The sequence below is a fragment of the Streptomyces sp. CRCS-T-1 genome (assembly GCF_024442335.1).
Classification (GTDB): domain Bacteria; phylum Actinomycetota; class Actinomycetes; order Streptomycetales; family Streptomycetaceae; genus Streptomyces; species Streptomyces koelreuteriae.
In genome coordinates, this window is the sequence record NZ_CP101651.1 from 109,582 (window position 1) to 131,442 (window position 21,861).

A 21,861-nucleotide genomic window follows, 5' to 3' on the forward strand; every position below is an offset into this window, starting at 1 on the left:
CCTCCCCTCCGCACAGAAACGGCTCCGCCATGTCCCGTGCCCCGCAAGGTCCGTCCCGCCGTCTCCTCCTCGCCGGTGCCCTGGCCGCCGTGTCCGCTGCCGTCACGGGCTGCTCCTCGGGCGGTGAGGCGTCGGCCTCCGGAGGCTCCAAGCAACTGCGCATCGGCTACTTCGCCTTCCCCAGCGGCGACTTGCTCGTGAAGAACAGAAAGCTGCTGGAGAAGGCGCTGCCGGACTACACGATCACCTGGATCAAGTTCGACTCCGGCGCCGGCGTCAACCAGGCCTTCATCGGCAAGTCCCTCGACATCGCCGCACTGGGCTCCAGCCCGTTCGCGCGCGGGGTGTCCGGCAGCTCGCCCATCCCGTACAAGGTCGCGTGGATCCTCGATGTCGCGGGCGAGAACGAGGCCCTTGTCGCCCGCAAGGCGACCGGCATCACCGATGTCGCCGGGCTCAAGGGCAGGAAGATAGCCACTCCCTTCGCCTCCACCTCGCACTACAGCCTGCTCTCCGCGCTGAAGGAGGCCGGTCTCAAGACGTCGGACGTCGAGCTGATCGACCTGCAGCCGCAGCCGCTCCTCGCCGCGTGGCAGCGGGGCGACATCGACGCCGCCTATGTCTGGCTGCCCACCCTGGACGAGCTGCGCAAGACCGGCATCCAGCTCACCAGCAGCAAGGAGATCGGCGCGGGCGGCAAGCCGACCCTCGACCTGGCCGTCGTCTCGGACGACCTGATCGCCAAGGACCCCAAGGCGATCGATGCCTGGCGCAAGGCGGAGGCCGAGGCGCTGCGCCTGATCAAGTCCGACCCGCAGGGCACGGTCGAGGCCGTCGCGGCCGAGCTGGGCATCAGCGCGGCAGACGCCAAGGCGCAGCTCTCGCAGGGGGTGTTCCTCGCCCCGGAGCAGGTGGTCTCCGCCGACTGGCTGGGTACCGACGGCAACCCGGGCAAGCTGCTCACCTATGTCACCGACACCGGCCGGTTCCTGGCCGACCAGAAGCAGATCGGCGCCGCGCCGTCCGAGGACGTCGTGCGCGAGGCGTTCTACCTCAAGGGGCTGCCCGATGTCCTCAAGTGAGCTCACCCAGGCCACGGCAGGGGCGGAGACCGGGCCCGCCGGATCCGTTCGCCTCGACCATGTCACCCACCGGTACGGCCGGGGCGGTGCGGCCTTCACCGCCGTCGGGCCGGTCGATCTGAGTGTCCCGGCCGGGGAGTTCCTGGTGCTGGTGGGTGCCTCCGGCTGCGGCAAGAGCACGCTGCTGCGGCTGATCGCCGGCTTCGAGGAGCCCACGCGGGGAGCGGTGCGGGTCTCCGGAGCCCAGCCGCGGCCCGGCGAGGCGGCCGGGGTGGTGTTCCAGACGCCGCGGTTGTTCCCGTGGCGGACGGTGCGGGGGAACATCGACCTGGCGCTGCGGTACGCGGGGGTCAACCGCGCCCAATGGCCCGAGCGACGTGCGGAGTTGCTGGCCCGCGTCGGCCTGGAGGGCACCGAGAAGCGGCGCACCTGGGAGATCTCCGGCGGTCAGCAGCAGCGCGTCGCGATCGCCCGGGCCCTCGCCGCCGAGAACCCGCTGCTCCTGCTCGACGAGCCGTTCGCGGCGCTCGACGCGCTGACCCGGGAGCGGCTTCAGGAGGACGTCCGCCGGGTGACCGACCTGACCGGCCGGACCACGGTGTTCGTGACGCACTCGGCGGACGAGGCGGTGTTCCTCGGCTCCCGCATCGTGGTGCTGTCCAAGAGCCCCGGGACCGTGGCTCTGGACCTGCCGATCTCCCTGCCGCGTGGCGACGTCGACGCCGAGGAGCTCCGCGACTCCGAGGAGTTCGCCGAGCTGCGCGCGGAGGTGTCCCACGCCGTCAAGTCCGCCGCAGCGGCCTGATCCCCGTACTCAGCCAAGCCAGGAAAGGACACCCACCCATGAGCATCCTCAGCGAGCGGCCGGCCGTGACCCGGCTGCCCCTCACCCCGCTCGGCCCCGGCTTCGGTGCCGAGATCCACGGCATCGACCTCGGACGCCTCGACGACGACCAGGTCCTGGCACTGCGCGAAGCTCTCGTGGCGTACAAGGTGCTCTTCGTGCGCGGCCAGCACACCCTCGACGACGCCGCGCAGATCGAGTTCGGCAGACGCCTCGGAGAGGTCACCGTCGGGCATCCGGTCCACGATTCCGGTGACGTGGCCCCCGAGGTGTACTCCCTGGACAGCCAGGACAACGGGTTCGCCGACGTGTGGCACACGGACGTGACGTTCGTACGGCGGCCGCCGGCGATCTCCGTCCTGCGGGCCGTGGTGCTGCCGCCCACCGGTGGCGACACCAACTGGGCCGACAGCCAGCTCGCCTACGAGTCGCTGTCGCCGGGCCTGCGGGCGTACGTCGACACGCTCACCGCCGTCCACGACGGCAGCCGCGAGTTCGGCTACTACCTGGCGCAGCGCAGGCAGGGCCGCGGCAACCTGTGGGACGGGGAGGTGTTCACCGAACTGACGCCGACGGAGCACCCGGTGGTGCGGGTGCACCCCGAGAGCGGCCGCAAGGGCCTGTTCGTGAACCCCGGCTTCACCTCGCACATCGTGGGCGTCTCGGAGCACGAGAGCCGCGGCATCCTCGACATCCTGTACGCCCACCTCACCAAGCCCGAGCACGTCGTACGGAATCGCTGGCAGCCGGGTGATGTCGCCCTGTGGGACAACCGCGGCACGGCCCACTACGCCAACCGCGACTACGGCGACCAGCATCGCGTCATGCACCGCATCACGCTGCGCGGCGACTCCCCGGTCGGTCCCGCTCCCAGTGGGCGGTCCGTCACACCACGCTGACCGGATGCCGTACGGCCGCGTCGAACAGGTAGCCCTGTGTGTTGGGCACCGCGATGTCCGGCTGGGTGCGGCCGGTCGTGTCCGTGGCGCGGGCCAGCAGCTGGGTGGCGCCGGGTGCGTCGGGCCGCCAGTCGAGGGACCAGCGGGTCCAGGTGCCGTGGCGGGGGCGGTCGTGGAGGCGGGCGGGCCGCCAGTGCGCCCCGCCGTCGGTGCTGACGTCGACCCGGGCGACGGCGCCCGCCCCCGACCACGACCGTCCGTGCAGCACGTGTCTCCGTCCCGCGGTGAACGTGGCACCGCTCGCCAGCTCGAAGGCGCTCTTGGTGGTCTGCCGGGTCAGCGGTGCGCTGCCGCCGTCCGGATGGGAGGGCCCGAACAGGCGGTAGAAGGTGGTGTTCCAGGGTGAGAAGAGCGGCTGCGCGGACACCTCGATGTCGCCGACCCACTTGATCGACGCGATCCCCACCCAGGACGGCACCAGCACCCGCACCGGGTACCCGTGGTCGTACGGCAGGGGCTCGCCGTTCATCTCGTACGCGAGCAGCACGTCGTGCAAGGCCTTGGACAGCGGGAGCGGGCGCCGTACCCGGCCCAGGTTCTCGCCGCCGCTGACGTACTCGGCGTCCAGGCCACGGGGCTGCACGTCCACGGCGTGCGGGGAGAGCCCGGCCCGGCGCAGGACGTCGGCCAGGCGCACCCCGCGCCAGCGTGCGACGCCGATCGCGCCCAGGGTCCACGAGGTGCCGCTGACCGTCTCGCCCTGCTGGGTCGTGTAGTAGGAGCGGCCGTTCCCCGCGCACTCGACGAAGGCGGTCCGGGTGACGGACGGCAGGGCGCGCAGATCGTCGTACCCGAACTCCACCGGCCGGTCCTCGCCCGGGGTTCCGCGCAGGCCGCTCCCCCACAGGCGCAGCCGCCAGTCGTCGGCGTCCAGTACGGGGGTGGAGGTGTGGTTGCGTACGAAGAACAGCTCGTTGGGGGTGTGGCGGCCGGTGCCGCGCAGCGCCTCCCAGCGGGTCTCGGCGTTGGTGCCGCGCTGGATGAACCACTCGGGTGGCAGGGGCTTGACGATCGGTGTGCCGGCCGCGTGGGCGGGCGGCGGGGCACCGAGCGCGGTTCCGGCGGCGGTGGCGGTGGCGGCGAGCAGGGTGAGCAGCCGGCGGCGGCTGACCCCGTCGGCCCTGGCCTCACCGGCGAGCCACTGGCGCAGCCTTCGGCGGTCGTAGTCGGTTTCGTGGCGGTGACCGGCGGGGGTGGGTGACGGCATGGCGGATCCTCGTCATGGGGCGGAGGGGCACGACAGGGCTCTGCAAGGCACAACGGTGGTGTGCGGCACGGTCGTTGACGGTGTCGTCAGGGAGGGTGCGATCAGCCGGTCGTGCGACACAGCGCGGCGGCCACGCGGACGAGGTCCACGGTGCGGCGGCGGGTCAGAGGCTCCGACAACGGCATGGCGGGATGCAAGCACGTGGGCGGGAGGGTGTCAACGAAGCGTCTCGTCGGCGCACATCGGGCCACCGTGCGTCCCACCGGGTGAGACGGCCCGGCCGGTCTGGTGCGTCGCCGTCCCCGTGTGGTTACCTGGGGCCATGACCGTGCTCGTGACCCGCCGCCACGTCGATTACGTGCGTGTCACCACCATGGGCTGTTCCGCCGGGAGCTGACGTCTCGCTCCGGCCTCCGACCCGCGATTCCTCCACCGCTTCACGCTGACCGCTGCCCTGTGCGCGTACGGGCGCGGCCGCCTGTCCAGCGGTGTCCTCACGCTTGTCGTCTTCTGAAGCCCTCAGCACCGTCTGAAGCCCTCAGCACAGGGAGTACCGCCATGAGCCAGCCCCTCGACTCCGTCACCGCCGGCCACACCCCCGAGGACGAGCCCGCCGGTCCCGACACCTCGGCCTGGTCCTTCGAGACCCGGCAGATCCACGCCGGTGCCGCGCCGGACCCGGCGACCGGGGCCCGGGCGACGCCGATCTACCAGACGACGTCGTTCGTGTTCCGTGACACCCAGCACGCCGCCGACCTGTTCTCGCTGGCCGAGCCCGGCAACATCTACACCCGTATCCACAACCCCACGCAGGACGTCTTCGAGCAGCGCGTCGCCGCCTTGGAGGGCGGGGTCGCGGCCGTGGCGCTGGCCTCCGGGCAGGCGGCGGAGACGCTGGCGATCCTCACCCTGGCGAGCTCCGGTGACCACATCGTCTCCAGCACGTCGCTGTACGGCGGCACGTACAACCTGTTCCGGCACACGCTGCCGAGGCTGGGCATCGAGGTGTCCTTCGTGGACGACCCGGACGACGCCGAGGCCTGGCGGGCGGCGATCCGGCCGAACACAAAGGCGCTGTTCGCGGAGACGCTGGGCAATCCGCGGGGCAATGTGCTCGACGTGCGGGCGGTCGCGGACGTGGCACACGAGGCGGGCGTGCCGCTGATCGTGGACAACACGGTCCCGACTCCCTATCTGCTGCGGCCCATCGAGCACGGCGCGGACATCGTCGTGCACTCGGCGACCAAGTTCCTCGGCGGGCACGGCACGGCGATCGCGGGTGTGGTCGTCGACGGCGGCACCTTCGACTTCGGCGCGCACGCCGAGCGGTTCCCGGACTTCACCGAGCCCGACCCCAGCTACCACGGCCTCCAGTACTGGCCGGCCCTCGGTCCTGGCGCCTTCGCCGTCAAGCTGCGGGTGCAACTGCTGCGCGACCTCGGGCCCGCCCTGTCTCCGCACTCCGCCTTCCTGCTCCTCCAGGGCGTCGAGACGCTCAGCCTGCGCATCGAGCGGCACTCCTCGAACGCCCAGGCGCTGGCCGAGTGGCTGGAGCAGCGCGACGAGGTGGCAGCCGTCCACTACCCGGGGCTGGAGTCCAGCCGTTGGTACGAGGCGGGTCGGACGTATCTGCCGCGCGGTGCGGGTGCCGTGGTCTCGTTCGAGCTGCGGGACGGCGTCGAGGCGGGCAAGCGGTTCGTGGACGCGGTCGAGCTGTTCAGCCATCTCGCCAACATCGGCGATGTACGCAGCCTGATCATCCACCCGGCCTCCACCACCCACAGCCAGCTCGACGAGGAGCAGCTGGCGGCCACCGGCGCCTCACCCGGCCTGGTGCGCCTCTCGGTCGGTATCGAGAACGTCGCGGACCTCAAGGCGGACCTGGAGGCCGGGTTCCGAGCGGCGAAGGGCGCGTCCTGAACACCGTACTGACGCCTTCTCAGGTTCCTCTCCCGCCGGCCTCCGGGGCCTGGCGGGAGGGGGACCCGCCCGGGCGCCGCCGGTGGTACGTGCGCGAGAGCGCGCTCGCGTTGGAGACGGGAGGTGAACTGCCCGGTGTCCGGCTGGCGTTCGAGACGTGGGGGCGGCTCGCGCCGGACCGGTCCAACGCGGTGCTGGTGCTGCACGCGCTCACCGGCGACAGCCACGCGGCCGGGCCCGCCGAGCCCGGCCACCCCACTCCCGGGTGGTGGGACGGGCTCATCGGGCCCGGGCGGGCGCTGGACACGGACCACTGGTTCGTCGTGGCGCCCAACGTGCTCGGGGGCTGCCAGGGCAGCACCGGGCCGTCCTCGGTGAGCCCTCGCGGCCGGCGCTGGGGCGGTGACTTCCCCTTTCTGACGCAGCGTGACCAGGTCGCGGCCGAGGCCGGTCTGGCCGATGCGCTGGGCATCGACCGCTGGGCCCTGGTGGTCGGTGGCTCGATGGGCGGGATGCGGGCGCTGGAGTGGGCGGTGTCCCGTCCCGAACGGACGGACGCGCTCCTGCTGCTCGCCACGGCCGCCGCGGCGAGTGCCGAGCAGATCGCCTGGGCCACCGTCCAGTCGAACGCCGTACGGTCCGACCCGGACTGGCGGGGCGGGCACTACCACGACACCGGCCGGGGCCCCCACGCCGGGCTCGGCCTGGCCCGGCGCATCGCCCATGTCACGTATCGCAGTGAGCCGGAGCTCCAGGTCCGCTTCGGCCGCTCGGCCCAGGGCGCGGAGGATCCCCGGTACGGCGGCCGGTACGCGGTCGAGTCCTATCTCGACCATCATGCGGCCAAGCTGGTGCGTCGCTTCGACGCGGGCAGCTACGTCGTGCTGTGCGAGGCCATGAACAGCCATGACATCGGCCGGGGACGCGGCGGCGTGCGTGCCGCCCTGAGCCGGGTGACCGCCAGAACCCTCGTCGCGGGGGTGGACTCCGACCGTCTCTACCCGCCGTCCCAGCAGGCGGAGTTGGCGGCGGGCATCCCCACGGCAGACGACGTACGGGTCATCGAATCGCCCTACGGACACGACGGCTTCCTCATCGAGACGGACCAGGTCGCCGCGCTCGTGAAGGAACTCGTCCGCCCTCCGCGGGCACCATCAGAACTCGCCCCATGATGCGCGCGTCGTTGGACGTCCCGGACGGCTACCGGCCGCTCACCGTCACCGCGATCGGGGCCCTGGCCTCGGCGGATCTCCTCCCGCCCGCACTCTCCCGACCATCAGCGCCGACTCCGCAGGAGCACATATGACCGTCCAGGACGCCCCCACCGACATCGACGCCTTCGCCGCCGCGTGGGAGGCATGGCATCAGCGGAGGGACTCCGCCCTCGCCCATGAACACGGATTCCTCGCCGTCACCGGCCTGTACTGGCCGGACGCCGAACCCCAGCGCTTTCCCGGCGCACCCGGCACCTGGTCGTCGGGCGGCGACGGCGTCACCGTCGTGCTCGGGGAGGGGGAGGAACTCGTCGTCGACGGGACCGCGGTGCGCGGACGGCACACGTTCGGCGTCGTACCGGAGCGCGGTGACCTCACCGCCGTCTGGGGCGACGCGGTCATCGAGATCGCCAGGCGCGGTGGCCACGACGTGATCCGGCCTCGGCACCCGGATCACCCGCTGCGTACCGGATTCACCGGGACGCCCACGTACGCACCGGACCCGCGGTGGGTGGTCACCGGCACGTACACGCCGTTCCCGGAGCCGCGACCGACCTCGGTCGGTGCCTCCGTCGAGGGACTGCGGCACGTCTACGACGCCCCCGGCAGGATCCGCTTCCGGATCGAGGGCCGGACGCTGGGCCTGACCGCGTTCAACGGGCAGACACCGGGCAGCCTCATGGTGCTGTTCACCGACGCGACCTCGGGCGTGACCACGTACGCCGCCAATCGCGCCCTGCGGATCGACGCCCCCGGACCCGACGGCACCGTGGTGCTGGACTTCAACCGCGCCACCAACCTCCCGTGCGCCTACACCGACTTCGCGACCTGCCCGCTGCCGCCCGGCGAGAACCGGCTCCCGGTCGCGATCGAGGCCGGTGAGCAGATCCCGCACGAGCGGAAGCGGACCGCGCAGTGAGCGCCACTCCCCTCCCCCGGATCCGGTCGCTGTCGTTCCTGACGCCCGGCAACTACGCCGATGACGATCCGCATGCAGGTCTCGAAGCCACCCTTCGGCTGTTCGAGTACGGGGAACGCACGGGGTTCGACGGTGCCTGGGTGCGGCAGCGGCACCTGGAACACGGAGTGTCCTCGGCGGCGGTGTTCCTCGCCGCCGCGGGCCAGCGCACCGAGCACATCGAGTTGGGCACCGCGGTGATCCCGATCGGGTACGAGAACCCCTTCCGGCTCGCCGAGGACCTCGCCCTCGCGGATGTGCTCTCCCGTGGGCGGCTGCAGGTCGGTTTCAGCACGGGCATGCCCCATGGGGAGCTGATGGCGCACCTCGTCCACGACGGCGACTGGGGCACCTTCGACCTGTCGTACGGCCGTATCGCCCGGGTCCGCGACCATCTGCGCGGACGGCCGCTGGGCCGTGCGGACACCGTCATCCAGACGCCGGGCGGCGCTCAGCGGCCACGTCTGCAGCCGTACAGCCCCGGGCTGGTCGACCGCACCTGGTACGGGGCCGGCAGCCTGCGATCGGCACGGTGGGCGGGCGAACAGGGGCTGAACCTCCTCAGCGGGAACATCGTCTCCGGCGAGGGCACCGACGACTTCTCCACCGCGCAGCTCGCGCTGATCCGCGCGTACCGTCGCCTGCTCGGGCCGCAGCGGCCGGGGCGGGTGGCGATCGGCCGGGTGATCGTGCCCCTCGACAGCGCGGACGCGGCGACCCGGCGGCGCTACCGCGCCTACGCGGCGAGCCGCCACGAGCGGACCCTCGCACCACAGGGGCCCAGACGCACCCTGTTCGCCCCCGACGTGGTGGGGACGTCGGAGGAGATCCTGGAGGCGCTCGGCGCGGACGCCGCCCTCGCGGGGGTGTCGGAGCTGCGCCTGGAACTGCCCTACGAGTTCGAACCGGGCGACTACGAGCAGATCCTGCACGATGTGCGCCACCACATCGCGCCCCGGCTGGGCTGGCGACCACACCCCTGCGGTCGGCCGGTCAGCGTTCGAAGACCACCTGGCCGTCGAACACGGTGAGATCGACCCGCACTTCGGTGATCTCGTGCGGGTCGAGGTCCAGCAGCGGCCGGTCCAGGACGCACAGGTCGGCGGCCCGGCCCGGTTCGAGGGTGCCTTTGTAGTCGTCGGCGAAGTCCTGCCATGCGGGGGTGGCCGTGTAGGCGCGCAGGGCGTCGGCGAGCCGCACGCACTGTTCGGGGCCGCTGGGGCGGCCGCTGGCCTTGGACTCGCGGAGCATCATCGAGGCCACGCCCTGACGCCAGTCCGGCTCGGTGATCGGGGCGTCGGAGCTGGCGCAGACCCGTACGCCCGCGTCGAGCGCGGAGCGCACCGGCCACTGGTAGGCGGAGCGTTCGGGGCCGACGACCTCGTCCATCAGGTCGGAGATGGTCCACTTGATGGCGGGGTTCATGTTGACGCCGTAGCCGTGTGCGGCGAGCTTGGCGAGGCTGCCGGGGCCGATGAAGTCGCCGTGGATGACGTAGTGGCGGGCGTCGGGGCGCGGCGCGGCCTCGTTCGCGGCGACGAACGCGTCCACCACCGTGTCGATGGCCCGGTCGCCGGTGACGTGCACGCCGAGCTGGAAGCCGGCCTCGTGGGCGACCCGGATCATCTCGCGCAGTTCGTCGGCCTGGAGCGCGGGGGTGGCGCCGTGCACGCAGAGGGCGCCGTGACCGCCCTCCGGGTACGGCTCGTTCATCCAGGCCGTGCGGTTGGGCGGTACGCCGTCGCCGAAGACCTTGACGCCGATGGCCCGCAGCAGCCGGGGGTCGGCCGACTCGGGGCGGCGCAGTTCGGCCAGGCCCTTGCGGACGTCGTCGGCGGAGCCTCCCATCGGGGCGGGCAGCAGCAGGACGCTGACGCGGGCCTGGAGTTCGCCGCTCGCCGCGAGTTCGGCGTACGCGGTCCAGTTGTCGGTGCTCAGGCCGCCGAACAGGGTGCCGGCGCCGCCGGGGCCGAGACCCGGCTCGGTGTAGCTGGTGATGCCGCGCGTGTGCAGCTCACGGATCACGCCCTGGATGGCCTGGCGGCGCTGGGCGATCGTGGGGGCGGGCAGCTCGGCCTGGACGAGGCGCCCGGCGGCCTCGCGCAGGATGCCGGTCGGCCGGCCGTCGGGGTCGTGGTCGATGACGCCGCCGGGCGGGGGCGCGGTGTCCGCGTCGATGCCGCAGCGGCGCAGTGCCTCGGAGTTGGCCCACACCATGTGTGACGAGAAGTCGGTCAGACAGACCGGGTGGTCCGGTGCCACCGCGTCCAGGTCCCGGCGGTGCGGGAAGCGGCCCGGGTCGGCCAGGCACTCCGCGAGATAGCCGGGGTCCCAGCCCAGGCCGACGATCCACTCGACGTCCGGTGCCTGCAAGGCCGCCCGGCCCACCGTCGCGGCGATGTCCGAGATGGACCCCACCGCCGGATGGCCGACGTCGATGGCGAACGGCGGCTTCGTCATCCCGTAGGCGGCCCCGTGCAGATGCGAGTCGTTGATGCCGGGCAGCACGGTCCGGCCGCCCAGCTCGACGATCCGGGTGCCGGGTCCGGCCAGGGCGCGCATCTCCGTGTCGCTGCCGACGGCCAGGATCTCCCGGCCGCGCACGGCCACGCCTTCGGCGACGGTGAAGGCGGCGTCGACGGTGAGGACCTGGCCGCCGGTCAGGACGAGGGTGGGTGCGGTGTCGCCCTCGGATGCGGTGTGGCTCACGGGTGACCTCATTTCGGGTTCGGGGAGGAAGGTGGTGGGTCAGCGCCCCGTACGGGGTGCGAAGTACGCCAGCGCCGCGCCGGCCACCAGCGCGACGCCCTGGGCCATCTGCTGCCAGAACGTCGGCACGTTCAGCAGGGTCAGGCCGTTCTGCAGCGCGCCGAGGAACAGCACGCCGAGCAGGACGCCGAGGATCGAGCCGGTGCCGCCGGTGAGCGCGACCCCGCCGACGAGCACCGCGGTGAGCACGGCCAGCTCGAAACCGGATCCTGATGTTCCGGCGACCACGCTGTCCAGCACCGACGCCTTGACGGCCCCGGCCAGGGCGGCGGCCACGCCGGTGACGACGAACAGCGCGAACGGGGTGCGGCGGACGTGGATGCCGGAGAGGTGGGCGGCCTCCCGGTTGACGCCGATGGCGAAGACGTGGCGTCCGGCAGGGGTGAGCGCCAGGAACAGCGCGCCCGCCGCCAGTACCAGCGCCGCGATGACGACCGGCGTCGCGATCCCGGCGATCCGCGCGCCGCCGATCCAGGCGAACCCGGAGCCGAAGCCGCTCAGCGGCAGCGGGAACAACTGCTGCGCGAGGCCCCGTACGGCGGTCAGCATGCCGAGGGTGACGATGAACGCGGACAGACCGAAGTAGCAGCACAGTATGCCGTTCACCGCGCCCACCAGCGCCCCGGCGGCGAGCGCCCCGAGCAGGGCGACGGCGGGCGACTGGTGGTGCTGTCCGGCCAGCCAGCCCGCGACCAGCCCGCCCAGGGCGAGCGTGGAGCCGACCGACAGGTCGAGGTAGCCGCTGATGACGAGCAGGGCCAGTGGGACGGCGACGATGGCGAGGGTGGCGGCGTCGGTGGCGATGCCGCTCAGGTTGGCCGGCTCGAGGAAACTGCCCGTGGTCAGCTGGAAGACCAGCACCATCGCGACGAGCACGACGAGCAGGGGTTGGCGGCGTACGACGGTCAGTCCGCCCGTGGCCAGGAGGTGCGGCCTGGTGAGGACGCGGTCGGCGGTGGTCATGCTGCTCCTTCGGCGGGCAGGGAGGTGTGGACGGCCGACAGCAGGGCCTGTTCGGTGAGTTCGGCACCCGAGAGTTCGCCGACGATCCGGCCCCGGGCGACGATCAGGCAGCGGTCGGCGAGCGCCACGATCTCCTCGGGGTCACCGGAGGCGAACAGCACGGCGGTTCCGCGCTCGGCGGCGAGGGAAGACACGACCCGGTAGATCTCCTGGCGTGCCCCGACGTCGACGCCCTGTGTCGGCTCGTCCAGCAGCAACACGTCCACATGCCGGGCCTCGTTGATCCACCGTCCGAGGACGAGCTTCTGCTGGTTGCCGCCGGAGAACGCGCCGGCCGGCAAGTCGGGTTGGGCCGGGCGCAGCCCCACCGCCGAGGCCAGGGCCTCGAACACCCGCCGCTCGGAGCGCAACGCCCGTACGCCGTGGCGGGCCAGGGGCCGGACGGACGGCAGCAGCGTGTTGTCCTGCGCGGACAGCGACGGGAACAGACCCTGGGCGCGCCGGTCCGCCGGTACGAGGGCGATCCCGGCGGCGAGTCCGTCGGCCGGGCGGGCCGGGGCGACGGTACGGTCACCGACCCTGATCGTTCCGGCGGTGGCGCGGCGCCTGCCGTAGAGGGTCTCCAGGACGCGGGTGCGGCCGGAGCCGATGAGCCCGAACAGCCCGACGCGTTCGCCTTCGGCGACGGTGACATCGACGGGGCCGAAGCCGGGGCCGCGCAAGGCGTCGACGACGAGCCGGGGCACGGTGGACGTACGGCGGGGCTGGGGCCTGCGCACCTCCTGCGCCGGCCGTCCCGCGATCGCCGCGACCAGTTCGGCCCGGGTCTGCCCCGCCACCGTGCTCTGGTGCGCGACCCGTCCGTCGCGCAGGACCGTGACCGCGTCCGCGAGCCGTTCCACCTCCGCCAGCAGATGGGTGACGTAGACGATGGCGAGCCCCTGGGTGCGCAGGTCCTCGACGCGTTCGGCGAGGGCGTCGGTCTCCGCGCCGGACAGGGCGGCGGTCGGCTCGTCGAGGACCAGGACGGAGGCGCTGCGGCTGAGGGCTTTGGCGATCTCGACCAACTGCCGCTGGCCCATGGGCAGATCGCCCACGCGGTCACGCGGGGAGCACCGGGCCGCGACCCGTTCCAGCAGCCCGGCTGCGACCTCCTCCTGGGCGCGCCGGTCGATGCGGCCGTACCGGGTCCACTCCTGGCCGAGGAAGATGTTCTCCGCCACGGTCAGAGCGTCGACCACGCTGAGTGTCTGGAAGATGATCGCCACGCCGGCCGCGATCGACTCGCGTGGGCTGAGCCGGAGGTACGACGTGCCGCCCACCTCGATCGTGCCTGCGTCGGGCGGGAACGCGCCGCCCAGGCACTTGATGAGGGTGGACTTGCCGGCGCCGTTGTGGCCGAGGAGGGCGTGCACCTGGCCGGCGGGGACGGTGAGGTCCACGCCGTCCAGGGCCCTGACGCCGCCGAACGACTTGGTCAGGCCGCGGATGCGGAGGTTCGTGGTCGTCATGGCGGGGCCTAGGCGTTCTGCGCGAGCAGTTTGTCGATCTCGGCGCCGTCGGCCCGCTGGACGAGGGTGATCGGGACCTGGGCGCTGGGGTTGGCCTTGCCCGCGGCGACCGCGCGCGGCACGTCGACGACCGCGGCGGCGATGTCCTTGGGCGCGAGGGCGGCGGAGGCCCGGTAGAAGGTGCCCTGCTTGATGGCGAGGAGGGAGGGCGCGGCGCCGTCCTGCCCGCCGACGAAGGTCTTGGCGTCGTCCTTCCCGCGGCCCGTCTGCTGGAGTGCCTTGAATCCGCCGTACGCGGCGGCGTCGGTGACGCCGAGGACGAGATTGAGGTCGGGGTGCTTGGCGAGGATCGCCTTCGTCTTGGACAGGCCCGTGTCCGGGTCGATGGCCTGTTCCCGCGCCACGACGTCGACGCCGGGCGCCAGTTTGGTGAAGGCGTCGATCATGCCCTTGGTGCGTTCCCGGCCGAGTTCGATGGTGCTGTCGGTGAGGAAGGCGATCTTGCCCTTGCCGCCGAGGTGTTCCTCGGCCCACTTCGCCGCAGCCTCGCCGAGCAGGGTGCCGCCCTCGCGGAAGCTGAACTGGATGTCGGCGCTCTGGTGCTTCAGGGAGCCGCCGTAGGTCACCCAGATCAGTCCCGCGTCCAGGGCCGCCTTGGCGATGGGCTCGGCGGCCTCGAAGACCATCGGGAAAGACACGATGGCCGGGACCTTGCGGGCGACCCAGGTGTTGAGGTTGCTGGCCTGGGTGTCGGCGCTGGCGTTGTCGCTGGTCGTGAGCAGGGAGATGCCGTGCTGCTTTGCCTGGGCGGTGGAGAGCTTCACCAGCGTGGAGTAGAGCGGGAGCTGGGTGAAGGGGTAGTCGAGCCCGATCTTCGTCAGGCGGGTGCCGCCGGAGGGGGCGGGCTTGGCCGAGGCGGCCGTGTCCTGCGGGGCGGAGCATCCGGCGGCCGCCAGGGCGGTGGCGGCGGAGAGGGCGAGGAAGTGTCTGCGGGAGGTGGTGTACGGCGGTGGGGTCATGGCAGGGGCTCTCCGAGGGGCGGGCCCGACTGGGGCGGGCGTCCGGCTGTGCCGAACAGGAAAGTCCCGGCGGGTCCGACGCACCATCCGTACAAATACCGACTGCCGAGGAGGATCCGGCGCTCGCGCACGAGAAGTCGGCCCGGCCCACACCTTGTCGGGCGCGAACCGCAGGCTTATCGTTAGGGCCCAAACGACATCGCGTCCGAGCCGCCCGGAGGCTCGCCATGCCCAGCCATCACCAGATCGCGGCAGCCGCCCGCATCGGCATGCTCACCCGCGAACGCGACACCGCCTCGGCCTCCGCGCAGGCCCTGCGCGAACTCGCCCGCGCCCTGCCGCTGGACGCCGCGACCCTGCTCACGATCGACCCGCTGTCCGGATCCCACATCCAGGTCGCGAGCATCGGCTACACCGCCGAGGCCTCGCAGGTCCTGGCCGGCGAGTTCGTCGGGACGCCCTGGTACCGCAACGTCGTACGGCGGGAGCTGCCGCCGTCCATCTCGCAGGACGCGGAGGATCCCGAGGACGCCGGGCCGCGCTTCCGGCACGGCTGGTTCTACGCCGAGCGCGTCCGCCCGGCCGGGTTCCGCGACGGTGTCACGGGAGCGCTGCGGCATCAGGGCCGTCTGGTGGGCCTGGTCCATCTCTCCACGGAGAGCGCGGACGCCTACGACACCGACGCCCGGATGCTGCTCGCGTCCGTGATTCCCGCCCTGGCCGCGCTCGCCGACCCGCTGGCGCACGCCGGTGATCTGCACGGTCTGGCGGAGGAGGGCGCGGCGAGCCTGGTCACCGGCGACGGCGGGGTGATCGACCTGCCGGGCCGGGACCGGCCCCGGGTACTGCGGGAGGACGACTCCTTCCGCGCCCTGCTCGACGCCTTCACCGCCACGGGCGGGCGGCGGCTGCGGCTGCTGTGGCGGGCCGGCGGCGACTGGCGGCGGGTCGTGCTGCACCGGCACCCGTCGGTGCCCGGCCTCGTGCCGGATGCGGTGCTGGTGCACGAGACGTCCACGGAGCTGCCGTACGGGCTGAGTCCCCGGGAGCTGGAGGTGCTCACGCGGGCGGCCACGGGGCAGACCAACCAGGCCATCGCGCAGGCACTGTTCCTGTCTCCGCGGACCGTGCACAGCCATGTCGAGCATCTGCTGCGCAAGACCGGCTGTGCCTCCCGCGCCGAGGCGACCGCGCTGGCGGTCCGGGACGGGCTGCTGCGGCCGGACCCGGACCACCTCGCGCGTTTCGTGGAGCGGTGATCCGGGCCCCGGCCGTCACGAGGTCAGGACCTCGACACGCCGCATGACGTCACGGCAGAACGGCCCGACCCCGTCGGGGTCGTCGATGAACTGGTTCGGTTTCACGCAGAAGGTGGTGAAGCCCTGCTCCAGTTGCTCGGGGAGCACGGCGAGCGCGGCGCCGAGGTCCGCCGGGGAACGGTCGTCGGGGAAGACAGCCTGGGTGCCGCCGATCATCTCGAGGTCGGCGATGTCCCGCCCGGCGGCGGCCATCGCCTCCTTGAGTGTCTGAAGGTCCTCGGGCGCGGGCCGGCCGAGGGGGTGGAAGCCGTGGCCGTGGCGTACGAGGCGGCGCAGGACGGGGCCGTGCAGGCGCTGTCCGCCGAACCAGAGCCGGGGGCCGTCCGGGCGGTGGGCCTTGGGCTCGAACCAGACGTCCTGGAAGGGGTAGTGCGGTCCGTCGTGGGACAGCGGGGAGGGGCCCCAGGCCTTCGCCCAGACCTCCAGATGCTCGTCGAGAAGCCGTCCGCGCCGCGCGAAGGGCACGCCGAGGGCGTCGTACTCGTCCTTGCTCCAGCTCACCGTGGGCTGCACGACGAGCCGTCCCTCGCTGAGGAGATCGAGGGTGCCGAGCTCACGGGCGAGCAGCAGCGGGTGGCGCAGCGGGGCGAGGACGGCCGCGGCGGCCAGGCGCAGCCGGGAGGTGACGGAGGCGATGGCGGCGAGCAGCAGCAGGGAGTTGGGCCAGGGGGTGCTGGGGTCCTGGTTGCCGGGGAGGGCGTAGTCGCGGGGGTTGCCCATGATGCCGGCGGCTGCCGCGTCCGGGCCGAGGACGACGTGCTCGCTGACCATGACGGCGTCGAAGCCGGCGTCCTCGGCCTCGCGTGCCCAGCGGACGGCGGCGGGCAGATCGGCCCGGCCGCCGGTCAGGGTCCAGTTCTCGCTGAGGACGAGGAGCATGCGGGGAGGCGTGGGCATGTCGGGTTTCCCTTTCATCTCCGTACAATTTGAGCCCGAACGATGGGGTGGCGCGGATGAGCCGCCCGTGCGTGACGCGTCGCCACCAGAAGAAGCGCGACCAGAAGAAGGAGGTGCCCGTGCCGGGACACCGATCCATCACCGAGGCCGAGAAGCTCGCGGCGGCGAAGCTCGGCGGTTCCCCGATCCGCCGTGAGCAGATGGCGGCGGTGGCGAACATCTACCGGGCCGCGTCCGCGGTGCGGCAACACCTGGAGAACTCGGTGCTGCGCGGTTCCGACCTGACCTGGACGGCCTTCGTGGTGCTGTGGGTGGTCTGGGTGTGGGGCGAGTCGGAGACCCGGCACGTGGCGGAGGAGGCGGGGATCTCCAAGGGCACGCTGACGGGTGTGGTGCGCACGCTGGAGTCTCGGGGGCTGGTACGGCGGACGGACCATCCGAGCGACGGGCGGCTGGTGCTGCTGAGCCTCACCGAGGAGGGCGACGCGTTCATGCGGCGGGTCTTTCCGGCGTTCAACGAGGAGGAGGCGTTCGTGACGGCCCGGCTCAGCGACGCCGAGTGCCGCAGCCTCGCCGAGGGATTGCGCAGTGTCGTGCTCCAGGTGGAGGAGCAGGGTGAGGAGCGGCGGCAGTCGCTGCTGGGCGGTGCCGAGCCAGCACCGCGGCGCAGTGGCCGGCGGCCCCGGGCCTGACTCCCGTGGCGGCCTCACCGGGCGGCGGCCCGTACGAGCGCGTCGAACAGGCCCTGTTGGGCGGGGTCGTCGTGGGCGGTGTCCTCGGGGTGCCACTGGACGGCCGTGAACCAGCCCCGGGTGCCCGGGAGTTCGAGGGCCTCGGTCGTGCCGTCGGCCGCCCGGGCCGTGACGCGCAGGCCGGTGCCCAGGCGGTCGACGCGCTGATGGTGGTAGCAGGACGCGTCGGTCTTCTCGGCGCCGGTGGCGCGGGCGACGATTGAGTCCGGTTCCAGGGCGACCGGGTGCGTCAGGTGCCGGTGCTCGTGCTCCGGGCCGCCCATGTCCTGCTCCAGGGTGCCGCCGAGGGCCACGTTGACGACCTGGAGGCCGCGGCAGATCGCGAGCAGGGGCAGGCCCGACTCCAGGGCGTGGCGGGCGACGTCGAGGTCGAAGGTGTCCTGGAGGGTGTCGACGTCGTAGACGGTGTCGTGGGTGTGGGCGGCGCCGTAGCGGGCGGGGGCGAGGTCGCCGCCGCCGGGGAGCAGGACGCCGTCGAAGCGGGCGAGCCGGGAGGCGGTGCCGTTGTCCGCCGGGTGGATGCTCGCCGGTTCGCCGCCGGCCCGCCAGACGGCCTCGATCAGGGCACGGGCGGTGACCTCGGCGGCGTAGCGGAGGGCGGAGGTCCGTGCGGAGAACCGGGCGGGGACGGCGATCAGCGGCCTCATAGCTGGATCCAGGTGCTCTTGAGCTCGGTGTACTTCTCCAGCGCGTGGACGGACTTGTCGCGGCCGTTGCCCGACTGCTTCATGCCGCCGAAGGGCACGGTCAGGTCGCCCTCCTCATAGCAGTTGACCCAGACCGTGCCCGCCTTCAGCCTGCGGGAGACCTGGTGGGCGGTGGACAGGTCGGAGGTCCACAGGCCGGCGGCGAGACCGTACTCGGTGGCGTTGGCCAGGCGGACCGCCTCGTCGAGGTCGTCGAAGGCGAGCACGGACAGGACGGGGCCGAAGATCTCCTCCCGGGCCAGTCGCGAACCGGGATCGACCTGGTCGAGGACGGTGGGCTCCAGGTATGTCCCGCCCGTCTCGGCGAGGACCCGTTCGCCTCCGGTGCGCAGCCGGGCGCCCTCGTCGACGCCGCGCCGGACGTGGTCGTGCACCCGGTCCAGGTGTGCCCGGCCGACCAGCGCTCCCATCTCCGTCTCCGGGTCGAGAGGGTCGCCGACGCGCAGCTCCCGGGCCCGCCGGACGACGGCCTCGGTGACGCGCTCGGCGATCGAGGAGTGCACGAGCAGCCGGGAGGGCGCCGTGCACATCTCGCCCTGGTTGAAGAAGATGCCCCAGGCGGCCGTGGCGGCGGCCTGGTCGAGGTCGGGGGCGTCGGGCAGGACGATGTTGGGCGACTTGCCGCCGAGTTCCAGCCAGACCCGCTTGAGGTTGGAGTCGGCGGCGTAGCGCAGGAAGTGGCGTCCGACGGCGGTGGAGCCGGTGAAGGCCAGGACGTCGACGTCGGGGTGGAGCCCGAGGGCCCGGCCGGCTGTGGGTCCGTCGCCGCCCACGACGTTGAGCACGCCCGGCGGCAGCCCGGCCTCGGTCGCGAGGCGGCCCAGGAGCAGGCCGGAGAGCGGGGAGTGCTCGGAGGGTTTCAGGACGACCGTGCAGCCGGCCGCCAGGGCGGGGGCGATCTTCCAGCCGGCCAGGGTCAGCGGGAAGTTCCAGGGGACGACCGCCCCGACCACCCCGGCGGCCTCCCGGGTGACCAGGGCAAGGGCGTCGGGGGCGGTGTGCGGGGACTCGTCGGTGAGCTTGTCCGCGAGCTGGCCGTACCAGCGGAAGGTGTTGATGACGGCGCGCAGTTCGATGCCGTCGGCGTCGGAGATGGGTTTGCCCATCTCCAGGCTGACGGTCAACGCCAGTTCCTCGCGCCGCTCGTCTAGCAGGTCGGCGAGGCGGAGCAGGGCCCGGCCGCGCTCGGCGGGTGCCAGGCGCGGCCAGGGGCCGGTGTCGAAGGCCCGCCGGGCGGCGGCGACGGCCGCGTCCACCTCGGCGGTGCCCGCGTCGGCGACCTCGGCGATGATCCGGCCGTCTCTCGGGGACACGACCGGGAACGTCGCCCCGCTGCCGGGTTCGTCGGCGCCGTCGAGGTGATGGGCGCCGGAGAGCTGGAACGCCTTGGCGCGGCGCAGCCACTCGTCGTGGGTGACGGCCGGCATGGAACCTCCTTGGGATGTCTGAGATCAGTTCATTCGCCGGCGGACGGTTTGCGCAGCCGCGCGGCCGCCAGACCCAGCGCCATGACCACCGGCACCGACAAGGTGAGCCACAGGGCCGTGGTGCGCTCGCCGCCGATGAGGGTGGTGAAGTTGGCGAGGATGAGCCAGATCGCCCCGGCGATGCCGAGCGCCCCCAGCGAGGGTGCGATCAGGGTGTTCCAGGGGCGGGTGTCGAGGCGTTCGCGGCGGAAGAAGACGACGACGGACACCGACGTCAGCAGGTACAGCAGCATCATCGCCAGGACGGCGACCCCGCTGAACCAGGAGAACAGTGTCAGCACCGGGTCCTTGCCCGCCAAGGCGAAGGGGAGCACGAGGAGGAGCGCCAGGACGGTCTGGACGCACCCGGCCGCCCAGGGAGCGTGGCGGCGGTTGAGGCCGCACAGCCGGCGCGGCAGCAGCCGGTCGCGGCCGAGCGAGAACAGATAGCGGTTGGCGGAGTTGTGGAAGGTGAGGATGCCCGCGAAGAGCGAGGTGGCGAGCAGGATCGGCAGCACATCGCCCACCCAGCCGCCGAACTCGGCCGCGATGGGCGCGAAGACGAACCCGGCCCCGTCACCGCCCTCCAGCGCCTTGCCCGCGGCCGCGGTGGCCTGGGAGGCGCCGTAGGAGGAGATGATCATCCAGGAGGTCAGGGCGAAGAAGCCGGTGACGACGGCGACCGCGAGATACGTGGCCCGTGGCACGGTCTTCTTCGGCTCGCGGGCCTCCTCGCCGTAGATCGCGGTGGCCTCGAAGCCGAACATGGACGCCACGGCGAACATCACGGCCACGCCCGGCGCTCCGTCGAGGGCTGCGGACGGGGAGAAGCTGTCGGCGAGGCCGAGGCCCTCGGGGCCGCCGCCCTGGACAAGCGTGACCAGGGCGAAGACGGCGAGGATGCTGAACTCCGCCAGGACGAAGACGGCCAGCACCTTGGCGCCCATCTCGACACCGGCGGCGCCGAGCACCTGCACGACGGCCATGGTGGCCAGCGTCCACACCCACCAGGGCAGGTCGAGGCCGGTGTGGTGCGCGACCAGACCGCTCACGATGGAGCCGTAGAGCCCGTACATGGCGGCCTGGATGGTGCAGTAGGCGAAGAGTGCGAGGCCCGCGCTGCCGGTGCCGGTGGTCCGGCCCAGGCCTTTGCCGATGTACGTGTAGAAGGCGCCCGCGTCCACGACATGGCGGCCCATGGCGACGAAGCCCACCGAGAACAGCAGGATCACCAGGCCCGCCACCAGATAGGCGGCGGGCACGCCGGGCCCGTTGCCGAGCGCCACGGCGATGGGGGCCGCGCCGGCGATGCCGGTGAGCGGGGCCTGTGCGGACAGGACGAAGAAGAGGATGCCCAGGACGCCGAGGGCGTCGGGCTTGAGCGTGCCTGCGGTGGGCGCGTCCGGTTTCGCCGTGTGCGGGGAGACCGTCTGACTGTCCACTCGGATCACCTGCCAGAGGGAGGAAGGATCGTTTCAGGCCAAACGAGTTGCCTCATCGTGGGGCGGAACTATCCGTTTGGCAAGGGGTGAGGGACGAGGAATTCCAGGGCTTCGAGGCCGAAGTGGTCCAGGGCTCCGGGGCCGAGGCGGCGCGGGGAGTCGTGAAGAGGCGCGGTGAGGTCAGGCCTCGTCGTCGCGCCGCTCGGCGAGCAGCCGCAGCACCGAGCGCAGCTCGTCGAGGGCCTCCTCGATGACCTCGCGCTCACCGAAGACCAACTGGTGCAGGACGAGGCCCTCCAGCGTGGCGAAGACCATCCGGGACAGGCCCTCGTCGACCGGCCCGGGCAGCATCTGGGTGAGTTCGCGCCGGGTCGCGTCGAAGTACTCGTCGTAGAGCGAGCGCAGGTGGGCCAGGAGCTCGGGGCGGCGCCGGGACTCCAGCAGCAGTTCGTACTGGAACGCCTGGAGGTCCGGCCCCGATTCCACCATGTCCGTCTGGCCCACCGAGAAGTCGTCGGCCTTGCCCGTGCCGGGCTCCAGGGCGCTGCTGTTCAGGGAGGAGCGGATGGCGTGGGTGAGGGCTTCCTCGATCAGCGCGTCGCGGGAGCCGAAGTGGTGCACGACCAGGCCGTGGGTGACCCCGGCCTCCTCCGCGACCGCCCGGTAGGTGAGCTTGCGCAGCCCGCCCCGGGCGACGACCCGCACGGCGGCCTCCAGCAGGGCCTCGCGGCCCGTGCCGTAGTTCACGCGCTTGCGGGGGCGGCGGCCGGCGGGCTCGGTCATGCCCGCGACCCTACCCGGGGCGTCCCGGTCGGCAACGCGGTGGCCGGTC

At 72.6% G+C, this 21,861-nt stretch carries 19 protein-coding genes; 9 read left to right on the top strand and 10 right to left on the bottom strand.

Annotated elements, in window-relative coordinates; genetic code table 11:
* Positions 1-29 precede the first annotated feature (29 nt).
* From NNW99_RS00495 to NNW99_RS00505, 3 genes are read left to right on the top strand one after another with little or no spacing between them, the layout of a single operon-like run.
* Complete coding sequence (locus NNW99_RS00495; RefSeq protein WP_215116579.1) at positions 30-1,082, top strand: ABC transporter substrate-binding protein; 1,053 nt, start codon at positions 30-32, stop codon at positions 1,080-1,082.
* Positions 1,069-1,887 (top strand): ABC transporter ATP-binding protein, encoded by an 819-nt coding sequence (locus tag NNW99_RS00500; protein WP_215116580.1) that lies wholly within the window; start codon positions 1,069-1,071, stop codon positions 1,885-1,887. Before NNW99_RS00495 ends, NNW99_RS00500 begins: the two co-directional genes overlap by 14 nt.
* 38 nt (positions 1,888-1,925) lie before the next feature.
* Positions 1,926-2,825 carry a TauD/TfdA family dioxygenase gene (locus tag NNW99_RS00505; RefSeq protein ID WP_215116581.1) on the top strand — a complete coding sequence of 300 codons (900 nt, stop codon included), beginning with the start codon at positions 1,926-1,928 and terminating at the stop codon, positions 2,823-2,825.
* Here NNW99_RS00505 and NNW99_RS00510 read toward each other — a convergent pair.
* Entirely contained in the window at positions 2,812-4,092 is a 1,281-nt protein-coding gene (locus NNW99_RS00510; RefSeq protein WP_215116582.1) for a sulfite oxidase, read from the bottom strand. The genes NNW99_RS00505 and NNW99_RS00510 overlap by 14 nt on opposite strands.
* A 558-nt stretch (positions 4,093-4,650) precedes the next feature.
* Here NNW99_RS00510 and NNW99_RS00515 point away from each other — a divergent pair.
* The 4 genes from NNW99_RS00515 (at position 4,651) to NNW99_RS00530 (ending at position 9,215) form a co-directional block, all read left to right on the top strand.
* Positions 4,651-6,012: a bifunctional o-acetylhomoserine/o-acetylserine sulfhydrylase gene (locus NNW99_RS00515; protein ID WP_215116583.1), complete on the top strand. Its 1,362-nt coding sequence runs from the start codon at positions 4,651-4,653 to the stop codon at positions 6,010-6,012.
* Entirely contained in the window at positions 6,009-7,184 is a 1,176-nt protein-coding gene (locus NNW99_RS00520; protein WP_215124090.1) for a homoserine O-acetyltransferase, read from the top strand. The genes NNW99_RS00515 and NNW99_RS00520 overlap by 4 nt, the downstream gene beginning before the upstream one ends.
* 130 nt (positions 7,185-7,314) lie before the next feature.
* Complete coding sequence (locus tag NNW99_RS00525) at positions 7,315-8,145, top strand: DUF1684 domain-containing protein (protein WP_215116584.1); 831 nt, start codon at positions 7,315-7,317, stop codon at positions 8,143-8,145.
* A complete protein-coding gene (locus NNW99_RS00530) occupies positions 8,142-9,215 on the top strand; it encodes an LLM class flavin-dependent oxidoreductase (protein WP_215116585.1) in 1,074 nt (357 codons plus the stop codon). Before NNW99_RS00525 ends, NNW99_RS00530 begins: the two co-directional genes overlap by 4 nt.
* On the opposite strand, the gene NNW99_RS00535 is transcribed toward NNW99_RS00530, so the two are convergent.
* From NNW99_RS00535 to NNW99_RS00550, 4 genes are read right to left on the bottom strand one after another with little or no spacing between them, the layout of a single operon-like run.
* Positions 9,178-10,893 (bottom strand): amidohydrolase, encoded by a 1,716-nt coding sequence (locus NNW99_RS00535; RefSeq protein WP_251057660.1) that lies wholly within the window; start codon positions 10,891-10,893, stop codon positions 9,178-9,180. The genes NNW99_RS00530 and NNW99_RS00535 overlap by 38 nt on opposite strands.
* 39 nt (positions 10,894-10,932) lie before the next feature.
* Positions 10,933-11,916, bottom strand: a complete 984-nt coding sequence (locus tag NNW99_RS00540) for an ABC transporter permease (RefSeq protein WP_215116587.1) — start codon at positions 11,914-11,916, stop codon at positions 10,933-10,935.
* Entirely contained in the window at positions 11,913-13,427 is a 1,515-nt protein-coding gene (locus NNW99_RS00545) for a sugar ABC transporter ATP-binding protein (protein WP_215116588.1), read from the bottom strand. The genes NNW99_RS00540 and NNW99_RS00545 overlap by 4 nt, the downstream gene beginning before the upstream one ends.
* An 8-nt stretch (positions 13,428-13,435) precedes the next feature.
* Positions 13,436-14,446 carry a sugar ABC transporter substrate-binding protein gene (locus tag NNW99_RS00550; RefSeq protein ID WP_215116589.1) on the bottom strand — a complete coding sequence of 337 codons (1,011 nt, stop codon included), beginning with the start codon at positions 14,444-14,446 and terminating at the stop codon, positions 13,436-13,438.
* A 227-nt stretch (positions 14,447-14,673) separates the two neighbouring features.
* On the opposite strand from NNW99_RS00550, the gene NNW99_RS00555 reads away from it, so the two are divergent.
* Positions 14,674-15,705 (top strand): LuxR C-terminal-related transcriptional regulator, encoded by a 1,032-nt coding sequence (locus NNW99_RS00555; RefSeq protein WP_215116590.1) that lies wholly within the window; start codon positions 14,674-14,676, stop codon positions 15,703-15,705.
* Positions 15,706-15,720: 15 nt separating this feature from the next.
* Here NNW99_RS00555 and NNW99_RS00560 read toward each other — a convergent pair whose 3' ends face one another.
* Positions 15,721-16,662, bottom strand: coding sequence for a TIGR03619 family F420-dependent LLM class oxidoreductase (locus tag NNW99_RS00560; protein ID WP_215116591.1), 942 nt, complete (start codon positions 16,660-16,662; stop codon positions 15,721-15,723).
* Positions 16,663-16,781: 119 nt separating this feature from the next.
* Here NNW99_RS00560 and NNW99_RS00565 point away from each other — a divergent pair, with 119 nt between their 5' ends.
* A complete protein-coding gene (locus NNW99_RS00565; RefSeq protein WP_215124091.1) occupies positions 16,782-17,354 on the top strand; it encodes a MarR family winged helix-turn-helix transcriptional regulator in 573 nt (190 codons plus the stop codon).
* Positions 17,355-17,368: 14 nt separating this feature from the next.
* Here NNW99_RS00565 and NNW99_RS00570 read toward each other — a convergent pair whose 3' ends face one another.
* The 4 genes from NNW99_RS00570 to NNW99_RS00585 form a co-directional block, all read right to left on the bottom strand.
* Entirely contained in the window at positions 17,369-18,061 is a 693-nt protein-coding gene (locus NNW99_RS00570) for a gamma-glutamyl-gamma-aminobutyrate hydrolase family protein (RefSeq protein ID WP_215116592.1), read from the bottom strand.
* Positions 18,058-19,548, bottom strand: coding sequence for an aldehyde dehydrogenase (locus NNW99_RS00575; protein WP_215116593.1), 1,491 nt, complete (start codon positions 19,546-19,548; stop codon positions 18,058-18,060). The genes NNW99_RS00570 and NNW99_RS00575 overlap by 4 nt, the downstream gene beginning before the upstream one ends.
* Before the next feature lie 29 nt (positions 19,549-19,577).
* Entirely contained in the window at positions 19,578-21,029 is a 1,452-nt protein-coding gene (locus tag NNW99_RS00580) for an APC family permease (protein ID WP_215116594.1), read from the bottom strand.
* Positions 21,030-21,209: 180 nt separating this feature from the next.
* Positions 21,210-21,812 carry a TetR/AcrR family transcriptional regulator gene (locus NNW99_RS00585; RefSeq protein ID WP_215116595.1) on the bottom strand — a complete coding sequence of 201 codons (603 nt, stop codon included), beginning with the start codon at positions 21,810-21,812 and terminating at the stop codon, positions 21,210-21,212.
* Positions 21,813-21,861 lie beyond the last annotated feature (49 nt).

Excerpts from the sequence above, each read along its gene's own strand:
- NNW99_RS00495 (WP_215116579.1), top strand. The coding sequence starts at position 30 with ATGTCCCGTGCCCCGCAAGGTCCGTCCCGCCGTCTCCTCCTCGCCGGT.
- NNW99_RS00500 (WP_215116580.1), top strand. The coding sequence starts at position 1,069 with ATGTCCTCAAGTGAGCTCACCCAGGCCACGGCAGGGGCGGAGACCGGG.
- NNW99_RS00505 (WP_215116581.1), top strand. The coding sequence starts at position 1,926 with ATGAGCATCCTCAGCGAGCGGCCGGCCGTGACCCGGCTGCCCCTCACC.
- NNW99_RS00510 (WP_215116582.1), bottom strand. The coding sequence starts at position 4,092 with ATGCCGTCACCCACCCCCGCCGGTCACCGCCACGAAACCGACTACGAC.
- NNW99_RS00515 (WP_215116583.1), top strand. The coding sequence starts at position 4,651 with ATGAGCCAGCCCCTCGACTCCGTCACCGCCGGCCACACCCCCGAGGAC.
- NNW99_RS00525 (WP_215116584.1), top strand. The coding sequence starts at position 7,315 with ATGACCGTCCAGGACGCCCCCACCGACATCGACGCCTTCGCCGCCGCG.
- NNW99_RS00540 (WP_215116587.1), bottom strand. The coding sequence starts at position 11,916 with ATGACCACCGCCGACCGCGTCCTCACCAGGCCGCACCTCCTGGCCACG.
- NNW99_RS00545 (WP_215116588.1), bottom strand. The coding sequence starts at position 13,427 with ATGACGACCACGAACCTCCGCATCCGCGGCCTGACCAAGTCGTTCGGC.
- NNW99_RS00550 (WP_215116589.1), bottom strand. The coding sequence starts at position 14,446 with ATGACCCCACCGCCGTACACCACCTCCCGCAGACACTTCCTCGCCCTC.
- NNW99_RS00555 (WP_215116590.1), top strand. The coding sequence starts at position 14,674 with ATGCCCAGCCATCACCAGATCGCGGCAGCCGCCCGCATCGGCATGCTC.
- NNW99_RS00560 (WP_215116591.1), bottom strand. The coding sequence starts at position 16,662 with ATGCCCACGCCTCCCCGCATGCTCCTCGTCCTCAGCGAGAACTGGACC.
- NNW99_RS00570 (WP_215116592.1), bottom strand. The coding sequence starts at position 18,061 with ATGAGGCCGCTGATCGCCGTCCCCGCCCGGTTCTCCGCACGGACCTCC.
- NNW99_RS00575 (WP_215116593.1), bottom strand. The coding sequence starts at position 19,548 with ATGCCGGCCGTCACCCACGACGAGTGGCTGCGCCGCGCCAAGGCGTTC.
- NNW99_RS00585 (WP_215116595.1), bottom strand. The coding sequence starts at position 21,812 with ATGACCGAGCCCGCCGGCCGCCGCCCCCGCAAGCGCGTGAACTACGGC.